The sequence below is a fragment of the Novosphingobium sp. genome (assembly GCF_965229225.1).
Lineage (GTDB): Bacteria > Pseudomonadota > Alphaproteobacteria > Sphingomonadales > Sphingomonadaceae > Novosphingobium.
In genome coordinates this window covers 3,632,555-3,651,228 of sequence record NZ_OZ245867.1, presented here as the reverse complement: position 1 = coordinate 3,651,228, position 18,674 = coordinate 3,632,555, and the positions used below count along the sequence as shown (strand labels likewise).

At 65.3% G+C, this 18,674-nt stretch carries 13 protein-coding genes; 9 read left to right on the top strand and 4 right to left on the bottom strand.

Annotated elements, in window-relative coordinates; genetic code table 11:
* Window positions 1–13: 13 nt before the first annotated feature.
* Window positions 14–2,287: a TonB-dependent receptor gene (locus ACO06X_RS17180; protein ID WP_421837408.1), complete on the bottom strand. Its 2,274-nt coding sequence runs from the start codon at window positions 2,285–2,287 to the stop codon at window positions 14–16.
* A 160-nt stretch (window positions 2,288–2,447) separates the two neighbouring features.
* On the opposite strand from ACO06X_RS17180, the gene ACO06X_RS17175 reads away from it, so the two are divergent.
* From ACO06X_RS17175 to acs, 4 genes are all read left to right on the top strand, one after another.
* A complete protein-coding gene (locus tag ACO06X_RS17175; protein WP_421837407.1) occupies window positions 2,448–3,125 on the top strand; it encodes a TetR/AcrR family transcriptional regulator in 678 nt (225 codons plus the stop codon).
* A 20-nt stretch (window positions 3,126–3,145) separates the two neighbouring features.
* Window positions 3,146–4,429, top strand: a complete 1,284-nt coding sequence (locus tag ACO06X_RS17170; protein WP_421837406.1) for an aminotransferase class III-fold pyridoxal phosphate-dependent enzyme — start codon at window positions 3,146–3,148, stop codon at window positions 4,427–4,429.
* 5 nt (window positions 4,430–4,434) lie between these two features.
* Complete coding sequence (locus ACO06X_RS17165) at window positions 4,435–4,782, top strand: hypothetical protein (protein WP_421837405.1); 348 nt, start codon at window positions 4,435–4,437, stop codon at window positions 4,780–4,782.
* Between the two features lie 84 nt (window positions 4,783–4,866).
* A complete protein-coding gene (gene acs, locus ACO06X_RS17160; protein WP_421837404.1) occupies window positions 4,867–6,807 on the top strand; it encodes an acetate--CoA ligase in 1,941 nt (646 codons plus the stop codon).
* A gap of 57 nt (window positions 6,808–6,864) precedes the next feature.
* Here acs and katG read toward each other — a convergent pair whose 3' ends face one another.
* Window positions 6,865–9,096, bottom strand: coding sequence for a catalase/peroxidase HPI (gene katG, locus ACO06X_RS17155; protein WP_421837403.1), 2,232 nt, complete (start codon window positions 9,094–9,096; stop codon window positions 6,865–6,867).
* A gap of 193 nt (window positions 9,097–9,289) precedes the next feature.
* On the opposite strand from katG, the gene ACO06X_RS17150 reads away from it, so the two are divergent.
* The 3 genes from ACO06X_RS17150 to ACO06X_RS17140 all read left to right on the top strand — a co-directional run bounded on the left by ACO06X_RS17150 (window position 9,290) and on the right by ACO06X_RS17140 (window position 11,779).
* Window positions 9,290–9,460, top strand: a complete 171-nt coding sequence (locus ACO06X_RS17150) for a hypothetical protein (RefSeq protein ID WP_421837402.1) — start codon at window positions 9,290–9,292, stop codon at window positions 9,458–9,460.
* 192 nt (window positions 9,461–9,652) lie between these two features.
* The gene (locus ACO06X_RS17145) at window positions 9,653–10,801 is read left to right on the top strand and encodes a carbohydrate porin (RefSeq protein ID WP_421837401.1); all 1,149 of its coding nucleotides are present in this window, start codon (window positions 9,653–9,655) and stop codon (window positions 10,799–10,801) included.
* Between the two features lie 117 nt (window positions 10,802–10,918).
* Entirely contained in the window at window positions 10,919–11,779 is an 861-nt protein-coding gene (locus tag ACO06X_RS17140; protein ID WP_421837400.1) for a PhzF family phenazine biosynthesis protein, read from the top strand.
* 9 nt (window positions 11,780–11,788) lie between these two features.
* On the opposite strand, the gene ACO06X_RS17135 is transcribed toward ACO06X_RS17140, so the two are convergent.
* Complete coding sequence (locus tag ACO06X_RS17135) at window positions 11,789–13,150, bottom strand: alpha/beta hydrolase family protein (protein ID WP_421837399.1); 1,362 nt, start codon at window positions 13,148–13,150, stop codon at window positions 11,789–11,791.
* A gap of 106 nt (window positions 13,151–13,256) precedes the next feature.
* A complete protein-coding gene (locus tag ACO06X_RS17130; RefSeq protein WP_421837398.1) occupies window positions 13,257–16,028 on the bottom strand; it encodes a TonB-dependent receptor in 2,772 nt (923 codons plus the stop codon).
* A 279-nt stretch (window positions 16,029–16,307) separates the two neighbouring features.
* On the opposite strand from ACO06X_RS17130, the gene ACO06X_RS17125 reads away from it, so the two are divergent.
* Together ACO06X_RS17125 and ACO06X_RS17120 are read left to right on the top strand one after the other, a co-directional pair.
* Window positions 16,308–17,858, top strand: a complete 1,551-nt coding sequence (locus tag ACO06X_RS17125) for a tryptophan halogenase family protein (protein ID WP_421837397.1) — start codon at window positions 16,308–16,310, stop codon at window positions 17,856–17,858.
* A complete protein-coding gene (locus ACO06X_RS17120) occupies window positions 17,855–18,604 on the top strand; it encodes a SapC family protein (protein WP_421837396.1) in 750 nt (249 codons plus the stop codon). The genes ACO06X_RS17125 and ACO06X_RS17120 overlap by 4 nt, the downstream gene beginning before the upstream one ends.
* Window positions 18,605–18,674: the final 70 nt, after the last annotated feature.

The window sequence follows — 18,674 nt, the reverse complement described above, 5'->3', positions numbered from 1 at the left end:
CTCGCCGCGCCGATCAGAAGTGCGCGATCAATTGGACCCCGAAGGTCCGTGGATCGTTGTAGTTGATCTGGTCCTGCGTGATCACTGGCGCAATTGAGGATATCACCCGCGCCGAATTGAGGTTCTTCACCCAAAGCGCCGCCTCATAGGTCTTGGACGGCGATTGCCACGCCAGCCGGGCGTTAACCCGGCCGTTGCCCTTCACTTCGGTGCTCGCTGCATTGTCCGGGAACAGCGCGATCGAGGACACGTATGTACCGTCCACCCGCGCCTTGATCGCCGAGCCTCCGGCCAGCGGCACCGTCAGGTTGATCCCGCCCGAAAATGCGAACCGTGGGGCATTGACCAGCCGGTTGCCCGAATAGCTCACCCCGCCCAGCGCGGCGAACTTCTTGTATTCGCTGTGCATGAAGGTTGCCGCACCGAACAGATCCAGATTGCGCGTCGGCCGCACGGTGAGTTCCGCCTCCAGCCCGTAGATCTCCGCATTGCCCGCGTTGAGCTTGCGCTGCACCGGGATCGGCCCGGTCAGATCGAACACGAAGACCTGCAGATCGCGGTAGTCGTAGTAGAATGCCGAGGTGTTGAAGCGGACCTTCCGGTCGAGAAATTCGGTCTTCAGCCCCACTTCATAGGCATAGAGCTTCTCCGAATTGAACGGCGCGAGTTGCAGCGCATCGGTCGAGGCCCCGCCCGCGAACCCGCCGCTGTTGTAGCCCTTGGAGAACGAGGCATAGACCAGCGTATCGCCGGTCTTGTAGTTGAGCGCCGCGCGCCAGGAGAGATCGCGGAAGGTCTTGGTGCCGTTGAAATCGAGCAGCGGCAGGGTCACGTCCGAGTAGGCCTTCACTGGCACCACCCCGCCCACCGCATCGAACAGGCTGTGGTAATCCATGTTGATCCGGTCGTTCGACCAGCGCAGGCCAACTGTGGCGGTCAGCTTGTCGGTAAGCTTGTAATCCGCCTGGCCGAACAGCGCGAAGCTCCGCGTCCGCTGCGTATAGGGATAGCGCAGCAGCCCCAGCGAATTGACCGGATCGAACGTGCCGAGCAGATCGCCGGGATCGCGCAAGCTGCGCAGCAGATCGAAGCTGCTGTCGGTCGCCAGCGTGTCGTGGAAATAGTACGCACCGACGATCCAGTTGAGCTTGCGCTCGCCAGTCGATTGCAGGCGCAGCTCCTCGCTCCACTGGCGCGGGCGGTCTTCGTAGTAGGCTACCACGAAGTCGTTGGGGCTGGCGTCGGTATCTTCCAGCGTCGCGCGGTTCACCTGCTCGTACGCCGTGATCGAGGTCAGCTGGACCCCGCCGAAATCCACCTGCCCCAGCAGCGAGGCGCCGAATACGCCGATGCGCTCCTTGCCTTCGACATTGTAGTCCCCGGCATAGACGTTCTTGTCGGTATCCGCGTAGCCGAACGCGTCGGTCGACGTGCCATCGGGCAGGAACGATGGGTTGCCAAAGAAATCGACCCCCTGCCCGCGATGCTGGAACTGCCGCGCGCCGCCGGTGTTGTTGCCGCCATGCACCGAAAGCCGCAGCAGCACATTGGGCGCGGGCGTGAAATCGGCAATCCCGCGCAGCGCCCAGAGGTTGATGTTGTTGACCTTGTTGCCGGTCACGCGGTTCAGCGTCGTCCCGTCGCGCCGGTTCAGGAACCCCGCCACGCGCACCTTGAGCAGATCCTTGGCGATCGGCCCGCCGATCCCGCCTTCCAGTTGCACTTCGTTGAACCGGCCATAGAGCGCGGAGAAATCGCCGCTCAGTTCGTCGGTCGGCTTGCGGCTCGCAAAGCGGATCGCGCCCGCCGTGGTGTTGCGGCCATAGAGCGTGCCCTGCGGCCCCTTGAGCACTTCGATCCCGTCCGAATCGAACACGTTGAACAGCTTGCCCGCGTTCGCGCCAAGGAACACGTCATCGACATAGACGCCAACCGCGCCCGTGGTGTTGGAATTGAAATCGCCGATACCCACGCCGCGAATGAACAGCGATGTGGTCGAGGCCGCCGTCCCCGCCTGCATCGAAAGGCTCGGCACCAGCAGCGTGAGGTCGCGCGGATCGCGGATACCGGTCTCGCTCAGTGCATCGCCGCTGATCGCCGCGATGGCGATCGGCACATCCTGCACGTTCTGCGCGCGGCGCTGCGCGGTGACCACGATTTCGGCAATTCCCGCATCCTTTGCAGGCGGCGCGGCTTCCTCCGCCAAGGCCGGCATGGCCAGCGCCAGCGCGCTTCCCGCCAGAATGATCCCGAGGCACTGCTTCACTTTGGCCCGACGCATAATCATTCCCCCCGCTTCGGCTCCGCAGCGCACAGGCGCGAGCCCTGATCCCCATGACGCAAAGCTTCCCCCATTCCGCAGCAGCGTCAAGCCGAATTTGACTTAAATTCGGATTTTTATTTGAATTTAGGTTGAACCTCGCAAAATCGGCGCTAGGCTTCGCTGCATGGTCACAATCCTCCCCAGGCCGGGGGCGCCCGGTTCCGCCGAAGCGATCCGCCGCCCGCGCCAGAAGCGCAGCCAGCAGCGGTTCGAGGCGATCCTCGATTCCGCCGATCGCCTGCTCGAAACGCTCGAGCCCGCGCAGATCAGCATCTACACCCTCGCCGAGGAAGCGGGCCTTTCCGCCCCCTCGATCTACCATTTCTTTCCCGATGCTGGGCAAGTCTTCGTGGCGCTGGCCGAACGCTACGTGCGCGAATTCGTCGATCTGCTCGACAAGCCGCTGCCCCCCGGCATCCAGACCTGGCAGCACTATGTCGCCGCGCGCTATGGTCATGGCCGCGATCACTACAACGCCCACGCCGCCGCGCGCCGCCTCCTGCTCGGTTCGGGCCTTTCCGCCACGATTCGCGCGCGCGATCTCGAAAACGACCGCGTGCTCGCGCAGCGCTCGATGGCCGAACTCAGCCAGTTGTTCGAGATCGCCCCCAGCCACGATCTGATCGAGCGTTTCACCGAACTGCTCGTGATCAACGATGCGATCTGGACCCTTTCGGTCCACCGCCACGGCACGATCACCGACGCGTACGAGGAGCAGGCCCGCCGCGCGCGCGAGGCCTATGCCCGCACGTTCCTGCCCGAATACCTGCCGCTGCGCACGTCTGCGCACCAAGCCGCCTGAACCATATGAGGGAGAGCCTGATGACCACGAACGCCGCCGACAAAGCTCTGCGCGAACGCGCCCTGAAAGTCGTGCCGAACGGCATGTACGGCCACGAGGCGACCACGCTCATGCCCGAAAGCTACCCGCAGTTTTTCAGCAAGGGTGAAGGCGCCTATATCTGGGACGTCGATGGCAACCGCTACCTCGATTTCATGTGCGCCTATGGCCCCAACCTGCTGGGCTACAACAACAGGCGCGTGAATGACGTCGCTGTCGCCCAACTCGCGCTTGGCGATACGATGACCGGCCCCAGCGCGCACTTCGTCGATCTCGCCGAAGCGTTGGTCGGCATGGTCAGCCACGCCGATTGGGCGATGTTCTGCAAGAACGGCACCGATGCGACCACCATGGCGATGACCACCGCGCGCGCGCAGACCGGCAAGCGTCGCATTCTCGTGGCGGACGGCGCCTATCACGGCGCGGCCCCGTGGTGCACGCCGATGCCTGCCGGGATCGTGCCGGAAGAACGCGCGTTAATCTCGAAATATCAGTACAACGATGTCGCCAGCCTCGAAGCTGCCGTCGCCGAAGCCGGCGACGATCTCGCCGCCATCTTCGCCTCGCCCTTCAAGCACGATGCCTTCATCGATCAGGCGCTCCCCGATCCGGCCTATGCCAGGCGCGCCCGCGAACTCTGCGACGAAACCGGCGCGATGCTCATCGTCGATGATGTGCGCGCGGGCTTCCGCCTGATCCGCGATTGCAGCTGGGAACTCGTCGGCGTGCGGCCGGACATGAGCTGCTGGGGCAAATCCTTCGCCAACGGGCACCCGATTTCCGCCCTGCTTGGCAACGACCGCTGCCGCGAGGGCGCGGGCCAGATCTACGTCACTGGCTCGTTCTGGTTCGCCGCCGTGCCCATGGCCGCGGGGGTCGAAACGCTCAAGATCCTGCGCGAGACCGATTACCTCGAAAACTCGATCCGCCTCGGCACGTTATGGCGCGAAGGCCTCGACGCGCTCGCCACAAAGCACGGCTTCGCCTTGCGTCAGACCGGCCCCGTCCAGATGCCGCAGATCCTGTTCGAGGGCGACCCCGACTACCGCATCGGCTTTGCGTGGGGCGAGGCGATGCTCAAGCGCGGCGTCTACGTCCACCCCTGGCACAACATGTTCTTCTGCGCCGCGATGACCGAGGCCGATATCCAGTTCGCCCTTTCCGCCGCCGAAGATGCCTTCGCATCAGTCAAGGCGCAACTGGCCACGATCGAGCCGCACCCGGTAGTCCTGATGTTCCTCACCGCCATGGCCGGCGCGCACTGAGGCCCATGCCCCGCTGGACCCCGATCTTCTTCCGCGCCGCCGCGATCTATGGCGCGCTGGTTCTCGTCCCGGCCTATTTCGCCCCATGGCCGGCCGAGCAGCCCAACGTCTATCTCGGCTTCGTCGGCCTTGCGCTCGTGTTCCAGGCCCTGTTCTGGCTGATCGCGTCGGACCCGGTCCGCTATCGCCGGGTGATGATGGCCGTGGTGTTCGAGAAGCTAGCCTTCGGCGTTCCGACCCTGCTGCTCTTCACGCAGCACCGCGTCGGCGCCCTCGATGCCGGGTTCGCCGGAATCGACCTCCTCCTCGGGCTCGGCTTCTTCCTCGCGTGGAAAGCCACACCCAAAGCCTGACATGGCATATTCAAGGCTTGGCAAACTTGGCCCAGTTCGGCTTAAAGCGGCGCAAACCGAACACGCTGCGAGAGGATATCTACGATGAGCACGGCACTCTATCCGGTTCCCGAAAACTGGTCGAATTCCGCGCTGATCGACGACGCGCGTTATAAGGCGATGTATGCGGCCTCGCTGGAGAACCCCGAAGATTTCTGGCGCGGCGAGGCGCAGCGGCTGGACTGGATCAAGCCCTTCACCACGGTCAGCACCACCAGCTTCCACGAGGCTGATTTCGGCATCCGCTGGTTCGAGGACGGCACGCTCAACCTCGCCGCCAACTGCCTCGACCGCCACCTCGCGGAGCGCGGCGACCAGATCGCCATTCTGTGGGAGCCGGATTCGCCGGACACTCCCGACCGCCGCATCACCTACCGCGAACTCCACGATATGGTCTGCCGCTTCGCCAATCTGCTGAAATCGCGCGGCGTGGTGCGCGGCTCGCGCGTCACGATCTACCTGCCGATGGTCCCCGAAGCCGCCGTCGCCATGCTCGCCTGCGCGCGGATCGGCGCGATCCATTCGATCGTCTTCGCGGGCTTCTCACCAGATGCCCTCGCCGGCCGCATCAGCGATTGCGACAGCCGCCTCGTCATCACCGCGGACGAAGGCCTGCGCGGCGGCAAGAAGGTGCCGCTCAAGGCCAATGTCGATGAAGCACTGGGGCATTGCCCCGGCGTCGATACCGTGATCGTCCTCAAGCACACCGGCGCCGATGTGCCAGTGGTCGAAGGCCGCGATGTGGACTGGGCCAGCGCCGCCGCGCAGCAATCCGCTGACTGCCCGCCCGAAGAGATGAGCGCGGAAGACCCGCTGTTCATCCTCTACACCTCGGGCTCCACCGGCAAGCCCAAGGGCGTGCTGCATACGACCGGCGGCTACTCGGTCTGGGCCTCGATGACGCACGAGTACGTCTTCGACTACCGTCCCGGCCAGATCTACTGGTGCGCAGCGGATGTGGGCTGGGTGACGGGCCACAGCTACGTCGTCTACGGCCCCCTCCTCAACGGCGCGACCACCGTGATGTTCGAGGGCGTGCCCAACTTCCCCGATCCCAGCCGTTTCTGGCAAGTGGTCGACAAGTTCGGCGTCGAGATCTTCTACGGCGCCCCCACAGCCCTGCGCGCCCTGATGCGTGAGGGCGACGAGTGGGTGAAGAAGACTTCCCGCCAGTCGCTGCGCCTCCTGGGCTCGGTGGGCGAACCCATCAATCCCGAGGCCTGGGAATGGTATCACAAGGTCGTCGGCGAAGGCCGTTGCCCGATCGTCGACACCTGGTGGCAGACCGAAACCGGCGGCGCGATGATCACCCCGCTGCCCGGCGCCACGGCCTTGAAGCCCGGATCGGCCAGCCGTCCGTTCTTCGGCGTCAAACCTGCGCTCCTGACCGGCGAGGGGCAGCTTCTCGAAGGCGCAGCGGATGGCTGCCTGGTCATCGAGCAGAGCTGGCCCGGCCAGATGCGCACCGTCTGGGGCGATCACGAGCGCTTCTTCCAGACCTACTTCACCACCTTCCCCGGCCACTACTTCACCGGCGACGGCTGCCGCCGCGACGAGGACGGTTACTACTGGATCACCGGCCGCATCGATGACGTGATCAACGTGAGCGGTCACCGCATGGGCACCGCCGAAATCGAAAGCGCGCTCGTCGCCCACCCCAAGGTCGCCGAAGCGGCGGTCGTGGGCATGCCGCACGAGATCAAGGGTCAGGGCATCTACGCCTTCGTGACGACCAACGCCGACGTCGAGCCCGACGAGGCGCTGCGCAAGGAGCTGGTCCAGTGGGTCCGCCACGAAATCGGCCCCATCGCCACGCCCGATGTGATCCAGTTCGCCCCCGGCCTGCCCAAGACCCGCTCCGGCAAGATCATGCGCCGCATCTTGCGCAAGATCGGCGAGAACGATGTGGGCAACCTTGGCGATACCTCCACGCTTGCCGATCCCAGCGTGGTGGACAACCTCCTCGCCAACCGCCCGAACGCCTGAAACAAGAAAGGGCCGAGGCGCTACCTGCGCCCCGGCCCTTTCCTTCACATCGCAAACTTACGAACGGTCGGCGTTCATCACCTTGGTCCAGGCCTTGGCGAAATCCCGCACGAACTGCTCGCGCGCATCTTCGCTGGCATAGGCTTCGGCCACCGCGCGCAGTTCGGAGTTCGAGCCGAAGATCAGGTCCACCGGCGTCGCGGTCCACTTCAGCGCGCCGTTCGCCCGGTCGCGGCCTTCATAGGCGGCACCCGCCTTGCTCCACACGGTGTCCATGCTCAGCAGGTTGACGAAGAAGTCGTTCGAGAGCGTGCCGAGACGGCCCGTAAACTCGCCCGCGTTTGATCCGCCCGCATTGGCATCGAGCACGCGCAGCCCGCCGACCAGCACAGTCATTTCCGGCACGGTCAGCCCCAACAGGCTCGCCTTGTCCACCAGCGCCTCAGCCGGAGACTGCCACGCATCCGCGCCCTGATAGTTGCGGAAGCCGTCAGACTTCGGCTCCATCGGCGCAAAGGCGGCAGGATCGGTCTGCTCCTGCGTGGCATCGACCCGGCCCGGCATGAACGGCAGCTCAAGCGCAACACCGGCCTTGCCCGCCGCCTGCTCGACTGCGGCATTGCCCGCCAGCACGATCAGATCCGCCATGCTGACGGTGCGGCCACCGGGCGCGCTGCGGTTATACTCGGCGCGCACCTTTTCCAGCCCGGCCAGCACCTTGGCCAGCTCCGCCGGATCGTTCACCGCCCAGTCCTTCTGCGGCGCAAGGCGGATTCGCGCGCCATTGGCGCCGCCGCGAAGGTCCGATCCGCGCCACGTGGAGGCCGAAGCCCACGCCGTGCGCACCAGCTGCGCCGGGGTGACGCCTGCGCCCAGAACCTTGCTCTTCAGCGTCGCGATTTCCGCCGCGCCGATCAGCGGGTGGCCATCAGCCGGCAACGGGTCCTGCCAGTTGAAGGTCTGTGCCGGCACGTCCGCACCGATGTAGTGCGTCTTCGGCCCCATATCGCGGTGGGTCAGCTTGAACCACGCGCGGGCGAAGGCATCGGCATAGAGCTCGGGCTTGTCCTTGAAACGCAGCGCGATGGCGCGGAACGCCGGGTCCTGCTTGATCGCCATGTCGGTGGTGAACATGATCGGCGCGTGGGTCTTGCCTGCCTCGTGCGCGTCGGGCACGATCTGCACGTCCGCCGCGTTCGCCGGCTGCCACTGCGTCGCGCCCGCCGGGCTCTTCACCTTGACCCATTCGAACGCGAACAGGTTGTCGAGGTATTGGCTCGTCCACTGCACCGGGCTGGCCGACCACGCGCCTTCCAGCCCGCTGGTGACAGCATCCTTGCCGACGCCCGTGCCGCAGCTGTTCTTCCAGCCGGTGCCCTGCGCTTCGATCCCGGCACCTGCAGGCGCCGCACCAACGCACGTCGCGGCATGCGCACCATGCGCCTTGCCGAAGGTGTGCCCACCCGCGATCAGCGCAACGATTTCCTCGTCGTTCATCGCCATGCGGCCGAACGACTGGCGGATATCATGCGCCGCGGAAATCGGATCGCCGTTCGCGTTCGGGCCTTCGGGGTTCACATAGATCAGGCCCATCTGCACTGCCGCGAGCGGGCCCTTCAATTGCCGCTTCTCGTTCCAGCGGTCGCCATTGGCTGCCAGCCACTTCTTCTCGGTGCCCCAATAAACCGCATCCGGCTGCCACGTATCCGCGCGGCCGCCGCCGAAGCCCAGCGTCTTGAAGCCCATCTGTTCCAGCGAGACATTGCCAGTGAGGACCATCAGGTCGCCCCACGAGAGCTTGCGGCCATACTTCTGCTTGATCGGCCAAAGCAGCCGGCGCGCCTTGTCGAGGTTGGCGTTGTCAGGCCACGAATTCAGCGGCTCGAAGCGCTGCTCGCCACCCGCACCGCCGCCGCGCCCGTCCATCGTGCGATAAGTGCCGGTGCTGTGCCAGGCCATGCGGATGAAGAACGGGCCGTAGTTGCCATAGTCCGCCGGCCACCAAGGCTGCGAGGTCGTCAGCACCTTGGCGATATCCGCCTTCACCGCCTTGAGATCGAGGCTGAGGAACGCCTTGGTGTAGTTGAAATCAGAACCATAAGGGCTCGCCAACGTATTTTCGTTCTGGCGCAGCGGCGTCAGATCAAGCTGGTCGGGCCACCAGTCCTTGTTGGTGGTCGGTTTTTCGGCGGTGGGGGCCGGCGGCGTCATGGCCGCATCGGCGGCGTGCCCGGCCACCGGCATTGCGGCAAGCAGCGCAATGGCGAGGGTCGTAAGCGAAGCGCGCATAGGTAAGGTCCTCTCTTTTGGCGGAAGCCGGACACGGGCGCGCAGCCGCCCGCAAGGCAGACAGGCGCGCGCATCCCTGCCGGATACCGCTCGGGTTTCAGGATCGGATTGCCCGGGGCCGGGGGGAGGCCACCGGGCCCTCATCTTCTGGCGCAAAGCCCCCTCCAGCGGCCAGTGCATTTGTCCGCTTACAATGATCGACCTTCTCGATCATCCAGCAACAAAACGCATGGAAACGCGCACCGTGCAGGCAGCGGACGGAACGGCGATTTCAGGGAAGAAACAAATCTGGACACCCGGCGCGGTGCAATTTTACGCATCCTCTCCCAAGGTCGCGCCGGGTGAACGACTTGTTATGTGCTAGGGGATTTACCGCATAGGATAAGCAGAGTCATCAGGAAATTGCGCCCCGGCCAGACTTTGCGCACGAAGTAATGCCGCGCGCCCAGAGTGGGCCTGATGCCAAACCCTTCGCGAATGCTGCAACCATGCTGCGCCCTTTCCCTGATCCCCGCGAAGGACGATCTTATCCGCATCGGTCCTATCCCGCATGGCGATGCGCCGATCCACTCGCCTTGCCCTTGCCGCACTCGCACTTGCTGCGCCCTGCCCTGCTGCGCTTTGCCTTGCTGCGCCTGCCCCGGCTGCGGCACAATCGGTGGTGGAATTCGGCGCATCCTACACCGCCGATCTGCTCTCCGCCGCCGCGCACAGTGCCGATCGTGGCACCGACTTCGTGGGCCGCGCCGATGCCTGGGTCGATTTCAAAGGCCCTGTCATCGGGCTCGATGCGCTGTCGGCGCATCTCGATCTGATTGCGGTTCACGGCCCGGATTTCTCGGGCCGCCGCATCGGCGCCTACCAGACGGTGAGCAGCCTGGAGGCCGATACCCTCCCCCATGTCTACGAGGCCTGGGCGCAGTGGAAGCCCAGCCCCTACCTCTCCGCCAAGGCCGGCCTCATCGATCTCAATGCCGAATTCGATATCCAGAACACCGGCGCGCTCTTCGTCAACAGCGCCTTCGGCATCGGCCCCGATATCTCGCAAAGCGGCCTCGCCGGGCCATCGATCTTCCCCATGACCAGTTCCGCGCTGGTCGTGCGGCTGCAGCATGGCCGCAAGGCGCTCGCGCTCGGCGTGTTCGATGCGCTCGCCGGTTCCCGCAACGATCCGCGCAAGGCTGCGCTGCGGTTTCCCGGCACGACCGGCGCCCTCCTCATCGCCGAGACGCGCCTGCCGATTGGCACCTGGCTGCTTCAGGCCGGCGGCTGGCAGTATACAACGCGCTTCGATGCGCTCGATCCTGCCCGGCCGCCCGCCATATCACGCGGGGTTTACGGCATGTTGGAGGGCGCGGTGACGCGCAAACTCAGCGCGTGGATCCGCCTAGGCATCGCCGATTCCCGCGCCAATCCGGTGGCGACCTATGTCGGCGGCGGTGCGGTCGCCATTCTTGGCGACTGGCGCCTCGGCCTTGCGGCCGCCCACGCCCGGCTCGGTGAAGCCGCACGGCAGACCCTGTTCGCACCAAACAGCGCCCGCCGCGCCGAAACCGTGCTGGAACTCACCGCGCAGCGCCAGCTCGCCCCCTGGCTCAATATCCAGCCCGATCTGCAATACGTAATCCATCCGGGCTGGGATCAGACTGCCCGCAGCTCGCTCGTGTTCGGCCTGCGCTTCAGCATGGCGATCCCGGAAAGCTGAGGCCGCACCGCAGATAGCGACACTCCTCTGTGCGATGGCTTTTCATTCTTGCAAACAGGGCCATGCGACGCTGAACGTCAGCCCAGCGCCATCCCCGGCGCGGAGGTTGTCAGAATCATGCCGCAGTACCCGTTCCAGCTCGTCGACGTTTTCGGAGAAACCCCGTTCTCGGGCAATCCGCTGGCCGTGATCGCGCTCGATGGCGATCGGGATACCGCCGAACTTCAGGCCATCACGCGCTGGCTCAACTTGTCGGAAACCGCCTTCCTGCTGCCGCCGACCAGCGAAGCGGCGGACTACCGCGTGCGCATCTTCACGCTGGACCGGGAACTGCCCTTCGCCGGCCATCCCACGCTCGGCTCGGCCCATGCATGGCTCGCGCTCGGCGGCACGCCGCGCCATGGCGGCAAGGTCGTGCAGGAATGCGGCGCGGGCCTCATCGATGTGCGCCGCGGTGCCGATGGCCTTGCCTTTGCGGCGCCGCCGCTGCTGCGCGCGGGCGCCGTCGATGCAGACAAGCTGGCGGAGGCCTGCGGTGTCCTCGGCATCACAGCCAGCGATGTCGTCGCCGCCGAGTGGATCGACAACGGACCCGGCTGGCTCGGCATCCAGCTCAAGGATGCGGCGTCGGTCATCGCAGTCGAACCGGCGCGTTCGAACGCCTCGCGCATCGATATCGGCCTTGTCGGCCTACATCCTGCCGGCAGTCCCTTCGCCTATGAAGTGCGCGCGATCTTCAGCGATCCCTATGGCGGCCTGATCGAGGACCCTGTGACCGGCAGCCTCAATGCCTCCGCCGCCGAATGGATGCTCCGCGCTGGCCACGTCTCCGCACCCTACACTGCCACGCAAGGCACCCGCCTCGGCCGCTCGGGCCGCATCCGCATCGAACACGAAGCCGGCGGCCCGATCTGGGTCGGCGGACACACCGAGACGCTGTTTTCAGGCCTGACGGGGGAAGTGGCCTTCCCAGCCTGAGCGACCCTGTCAGCGCGCGGCAGGCTTGCCCTGCCGCATTTCCAGCCCCAGCGCCCAGCGCCGCTGAAAGCCGCGCCAGAAGCCCGGCTGGTCCGCCGATGCGGGCTGGCCGCCCACGTTCTGGAACGGTGCCAGCGGCCATTGCGCATCGCCGGCGAGCGGCGGCGTCACGTCGAGATAGGCTTGCTTGGCGGCATCTCCCTTGAGGTGCAAATCAAGGAAAGCGGTGATGAAGTGCTGGTTGATCGCGTTGATCCGCTCGGTGCGCCACACCGGCTCGGCGAAGTATTCGCGGGTCGAGAAATCCGCATCGGCCTCAGGCGGAGGCGGATTGCCGCCCACGTTGTGCCGGGCGTTCTGGTAGAGCAGGAAATGGCGCTGGTTGCTCGCCATGTGGTCGAATATCCAGCTGACGCCATTCGCCGCATCGACGATGTCGTCATGATCGCCGTCGATCATCAGCACCGGCTTTGCAAAGGCTGCGAGCGCGGCCTCTGACCACACCCGCACTGCGGGGCTCCCGCCGAACGGGGCGAGCGCCACCACGGCTTTGATCCGCGCGGCGAGCGGTTTGCCCGCCGTCTGGCTTTCCAGCAGTTGGTCCCGCGCGGGTGGCGGCAACTGGGCGAGCACCGGGCTGGTCGGCGCATAATCAAGCCCGGCAGCGCCGAGCACGCCGAACCCGCCCATCGAATAGCCGACGAGGCCGATTTGCCCCGCATCGATGGCCTGCCCCAGCGCATCGCCCGGCTTGCTGGCGCGCCGCGTCAGGTCTTCGATCACGAAGCGGATATCCCGCGCGCGGTGGACCAGCACATTGCCGAACGAGACCGGGAACTCGGCCGGGTTCACCACCCGCTGATCGGCATGATCGATCGCGACGACGATATAGCCTTTGGTGGCAAGGTTTTCGGTGAGCCAGGTCATGAACGTGTCCCAGCCGTTGTAGCCGTGCGAGACCACCACCAGCGGAAAGCGCTGGCCCTTGATCGGTGCCGCAACATCCGCTGCCAGGCTGGGAATGCTGAACGGACCGCCAGTACCATCGGGCTTTGGCAGCACATGCGCGAACGACGTGCGCGCGGTGCCCGCGGCCACCTCGGCGGGATACCAGATCCGCGCCTTGATCGTGCGCGTTGCGCGGACAAGGCCAGTGGCCGAAAGCACCACGCTGTCCGGCGCTTGCACGGCAATGCTTTGCGTGCCGATCGCAAAAGTACCCAGCGCCGCAAGTTCCGGTGCATCGGGCGGCGGCACCGCATAGGCCTGCCGCGTCGGCGGGACCAAAGGCAGCGATTGCGCATGAACGGCAGGCTGGGCCGCCGTGGCCAGCAGCAGGCCAGATGCAAGCAAGCGGCGGAGTTTCTTCATCGCGCGCATATCCGATTCTTCATGGCAGGAATGATGGCCCCAAACGAAAACGCGCCCACGCAGGAATCTGCATGGGCGCGCCTTCACGTCCGGAGGGGGTGGACGATCAGAAGTTCAGGCGGACGCCGGCGGCATAGCGCGCACCGGTATCGACATAGTCGAGCACCTGATTGTTGAAGCGGCCAGTGGTGATGTTCTTCGCATTGGTGACGTTCGTCCCCTCCGCAAAGATCTGCGCGAACTTCTTGATGTCATAGCTCACGCGCACGTCGACCTGGCTGAACGGACGGCGGAACACCGGGTCACCGCCCTGGCCGGGCGTCACCAGATACTCAAGGAACCGGCCGCGACGATTGTAGGCAACGCGGGCAGCAAAACCGTCCTTCTCGTAGAAACCGGTCAAGTTGTAGCTGTTGCCGAGGCCTTCCAGCGCGAACGAGGTCGTCGTGCTGGTCACATCGAAGGCAGCGCTGCTGTCCACGAACGTTGCGTTGGCCGACAAGCCGAGGCCGTCAAGCGGCGCAGGCAGGTAGTCGAACGTGTGAACGACGTTCAGCTCGATACCGCGAACCGTTGCGTTCTCGGCGTTGCGCGGACGGCGCACGTTGAACGTCGCGGTGTTCGGGCCGGTAATCCCGCCGCCCACCGGCAGATTGCTGGCATTGGCGATGGCGAAGTTCTCAGCCGACCGGGTCTGCACGATGAAGTCATCGATGCTCTTGTAGTAGCCGGCCACCGAAAGCGTCGTGGTCGACGTCGGGTACCACTCCAACGAGATGTCGAAGTTGTTCGACGTGTAGGGCTTGAGGTCGGGATTGCCGCCGCTGGCATCGAGGCTGGCCGGACGCGTCACGTCGAAGTTGGTGCGCGGCGCGAGGTCGCGGATCTGCGGGCGGGTCAGCGTGCGCGACGCGGAGAAGCGCGCGATCACCTTGTCCGACAGGTTCACCTTCACGTTGATGTTCGGCAGGAAGTAGTCGTAGCTCGACCGCTTCGCTGTCGCGACAGGCGCCCCGCCGTTGGCGAACACGGCCTGGTAGATCGTCGGATCGTTCGGCACCGAAAGCAGGTCGGTCAGCGCCAGCTGGCGGCCGCTCGCGATCAGCTCGGTGTGCACATAGCGCGCACCGATGTTGACCACCCACGGCAGCGCGCCGAGGTCGCCCTTGAGATCGGTCTCGAGGTAGCCGGCGAAGACCTTCTCCGAAACCGCGAACGAGTTCGGCTGGACCGCAGCGGCAAAGCCGTTGGTCGCCGCCAGCTGCGCAGCTGTGGTTCCGGGAGCAAGTCCGCGTCGCTGATCGCGTTCTGCGGCCTGCGCGGGGCTTTCGAGGAACTTGAAGTAGGCGTTGGCATCATAACCGAGGATCTTCGTCGGCACGCTGCCCGATCCGCCCGGCGCGCGCAGCGTGAGCGGGCTGAGAAGCGCAGCCGAAGCGGGCTCGTTGTAGCCGCAATAGAGGCACAGCGTGTTGGGATCGCTCGCGATCGACTGGCTGTTCTTGCTGCGGTTGGTGTTGACGAGGCCGAAGCGGACTGCATCGACCACGCCGCCGTCAGACTTCCACTCGGTATCGAGCTTGTACTCGATCACGCGCTCGGCCTCGGTGTTGCCCTGGCGCAGCGCGATGTGCGAACGGCCCAGCGCCGCGTTGGTCAGGTCTGCCGTATAGCCCACCGTCGAGGGGAAGCCGTTGCCGGTCGCCTCCTTGAAGCTGTAGATGCTGGGGACGCCGATCACGGTGAAGTAGTTGCGTCCGCCGGCCGAATCCTTGGCGCGCGACCATGAAACGTCGGCCTTCACGGTCAACTGGCTGTTGGGCTTCCATTCGACATTGCCGCCCAGCGCGTAGGTCTTCACGAAGCGGTTGTTCGACGTCTGGATAAGGTCGGCGTTGCCGTTCGTCGTCAGCGAGGTGATCGTGCGGTTCGAATCGATGGCCGCTGCCGTGTAGCTCGAAGGCTCGAACCAGCTGCCGAGCGCCTGGACGCGCGAATCGACGTTGAACTGGTTGTAGAGGCCGTCGACCGTGAAGGTCAGCTGGTCGTTCGGGCGGTACTGGCCGGTGGCGGTGAACCCGATGCGCTCGCGCGACTGGTCGTCCTGGCCCACGTCCTGGTTACGCGGCGCGAAAACGTTGGTGAACAGCGGGTTCGCAGCCGGGCCGACCGTGGTGCCGGGAATATAGCCGCGGTTCTGCGTGTAGCGGGTCTGCGCATCGCGCTTCTGGTACGAAACCGAAGCCAGCAGGCCCAGCTTGCCATCAGCGAACGTGTCGCTGATCAGGCCGAATGCCTGCGGCGTCACCTTGTCGCTGTTGCGCTCGTACTGGCCCTTGGCCGAAACGACCGCCTTGAAGCCGCCCAGATCGAGCGGGCGCGGCGTCTTGACGTTGAGCGTCGCGCCGATGCCGCCATCCTGCAGCCGCGCCTGCGAGCTCTTGTAGACTTCGGCGCCGCTGATCAGTTCGGCTGCGAGCAGGTCGAAGCTGAACTCGCGGCCCTGGTTGTCGCTGGCGAAGGTGCGGCCGTTGACCAGCACCGTGTTGAACGCCGGGCCGAAACCGCGAACCGTGACGAAGCGGCCTTCACCGTTGCTGCGGTCGATCGCCACGCCGGGAATGCGCTGCAGCGATTCCGCCACGTTGGTATCGGGGAACTTGCCGAGGTCTTCCGAGCTGATCGCATCGACGATGCTGAGCGAGTTCTTCTTGATGCTCGCGGCGCTGCGCAAGCTGCTACGGATGCCGGTTACGATGATCGCTTCGGGCTCCGAAGACGCGCCGGCGGGCGTTTCCTGCGCGAAAGCGGGGGCTGCGCCGCCGACGATCGCCAGCGCGCTGCAGCAGGCAAGAGCTTGCGCACGCATACGCGCCATAGAAGATAAACTATTGAATTCTAACATAATCTGGCTCTCCCCTTGTTGCCGTCAACCGTGTCCGGTCAGACGTGCCAAGTGCTTCGACGCGGGCTGCCCGCGCCGTTGGGGGTTTGACTGATATGTTTTATCAGATAAATCAAATGAAAGTTTTTTGGGCCGTCGCATTGATGCTCGACTGGTGCGAAATTGCTGCACCCGGCGGCGCGGCGAGTGCCCTTTGGACAAGCCTTGCCAAGCCCAGCAAGGCAGCGGCAATAAGGGCGCAGGGAGCAGGACATGAACGACAGGGTTCGGCAAGTGGTGATCGTGGGCGGCGGCTCGGCCGGCTGGATCGCTGCTGCCCGCATTGCCGCAGCACACCGCCCGGGAGGCGAAAACGGGGTCGAGGTCACCCTCATCGAATCCGTCACCATCGGCACGATCGGCGTGGGTGAAGGCACCTGGCCCACCATGCGCAATACGTTGCGCAAGATCGGCATTTCGGAGACCGAATTCTTCCGCTCGTGCGACGCCGCTTTCAAGCAGGGCGCGCGCTTCACCGGCTGGGTCACGGGGGAGCCGGGTGACAGCTATTATCACCCGCTCAATCCGCCGCAGGCCGCCACGCAGATCAATCTTTCGGCCCACTGGCTGCGCCGGCAGGACGGCGCGGGGACCGATTTCGCCCATGCGGTCGATTTCCAGTCAGCATTGTGTGATGCGGGCCTTGCGCCCAAATCGATCAGCACCGCCGAATATGTCGGCCTCGCCAATTATGCCTACCACCTCGATGCGGTGAAGTTTGCCGCGCTGCTCAGGAAGCATTGCATCGAAAAACTCGGCGTGCGCCACATCATTGATGACGTGACCGGCGTGAAACTCGACGAAGCCGGCTTCGTCACCGGCGTAGAAGCCAAGGCGACGGGCCTGATCGCGGGCGATTTCTTCGTCGATTGCACCGGTTTCGCCGCCTTGCTGATCGGCCAGACCTATGGCGTGCCCTTCGTCGAATGCGGCGATGTGCTGCTCGCCGATCACGCGGTTGCCTTGCAGGTGCCCTACGAGCACGAGGACGATCCCGTCGCCAGCCAGACCAATTCGACAGCGCAGGCCGCCGGCTGGATCTGGGACATCGGTCTGCCCACCCGGCGCGGCACCGGCTATGTCTACTCCAGCCGCCACACCAGCCATGACGAGGCCGAAGCCACCCTTCGCGCCTATCTCGGCCCCATCGCCGATGGCCTCAATACGCGGCGCATCCCGATCAAGTCGGGCCACCGCCAGCGCTTCTGGGAAAAGAACTGCGTCGCGGTCGGCCTTGCCAACGGCTTCCTCGAACCGCTCGAAGCCTCGGCGCTGATGCTGATCGAGACCGCGGTCGATTTCATCGTCGATCGCCTGCCACAGAGCCGCGCGGTGATGGCCCCGCTGGCCCGCCAGTTCAACGCCGCGTTCGAGCATCACTGGGCGCGGATCATCGATTTCCTCAAGCTGCACTATGTGCTGACAAAGCGCGAGGACACCGCCTTCTGGCGAGACAATCGCGATCCGGCCACAGTACCCGAACGGCTGCGCGAACAGCTTGAACTCTGGCGGCACCTGCCGCCCGGCCCGCAGGATTTCCCGCACCAGCCCGAAGTGTTCTCGTGGCCGAGCTACCAGTACGTGCTGCACGGCATGGGCTTCGAATGTAATCTCGCCGAAGGCAGCCAGGTTACCGCCGAAGCTGCACTCGCCCAGCGCTGCTTCATGGCGACCCAGCGCCAGCAGGAACAGGCGCTCGCCGCACTGCCCTCGCACCGCGCGCTGCTCGATGCGGTGCGCGTCCACGGGTTCCAGGCGGTATGAGCGGCCAGGCCAGCCTCGCCGCCGTGCGCCCCGAGCGCCACGGCCAGCTCACCATCGGCACCGGTACCGATCTTGCGGCCGCCGCAGGGCTCGGCCATGTCCCCCTCGGTTTCAGCGAGATCCCGCTCGCGGTCTGCGACTATCCGGTCGTGCTGATCAAGGACGGCACCACCGGCGGCTTCCGGCTCGTCGCTCTGCTGGGCTTCGAGGCGAACCGCAATCTCTTCGTGATCGGCGAGAACTGGGCGGCGACCTACCTGCCGCTCAACGTCCTGCGCCTGCCGTTCTACCTCGGCGCAACGGACGGCGGCGCGCTGGCGGTTTGCCTTGACGAAGCCAGCAGCCTCGTCGGCCGCGCACCGGGCCATGCCCTGTTCGATGCGGATGGCACGGAAACCGGCTTTCTCACCAGCCGCCGCAAGCTGCTGGACGACATGCTGGCCGATGCCGAGGCAACTGCGCGGTTCGTCAATGCCATCACCGCGGCGCGCCTGATCACCCCGATGACCATCACGCTCCACCACGCGGACCAGCACCAGCAGGACATCGCCGGTGCCTACACCATCGATCCGCTCGCGCTGGAAACGCTGGATGGCGCGGCGCTGCTGGCGCTCCACCGCGATGGTCACCTCGGCGCGATCTACGCCGTCATGCACAGCCTCGGCCAGCTCGGCCGGCTTGAACAGCTGCACAATGCTCGGGGCGAGCGCCTGATCACGCGCAGCGCGGTGCAACTCCATCTGTGATGCGGCCACCTGCCACACACGCACTTGCTCTTGCCGCGTCGTGCGCGTAGCAGCTTGTGATATTATAAAT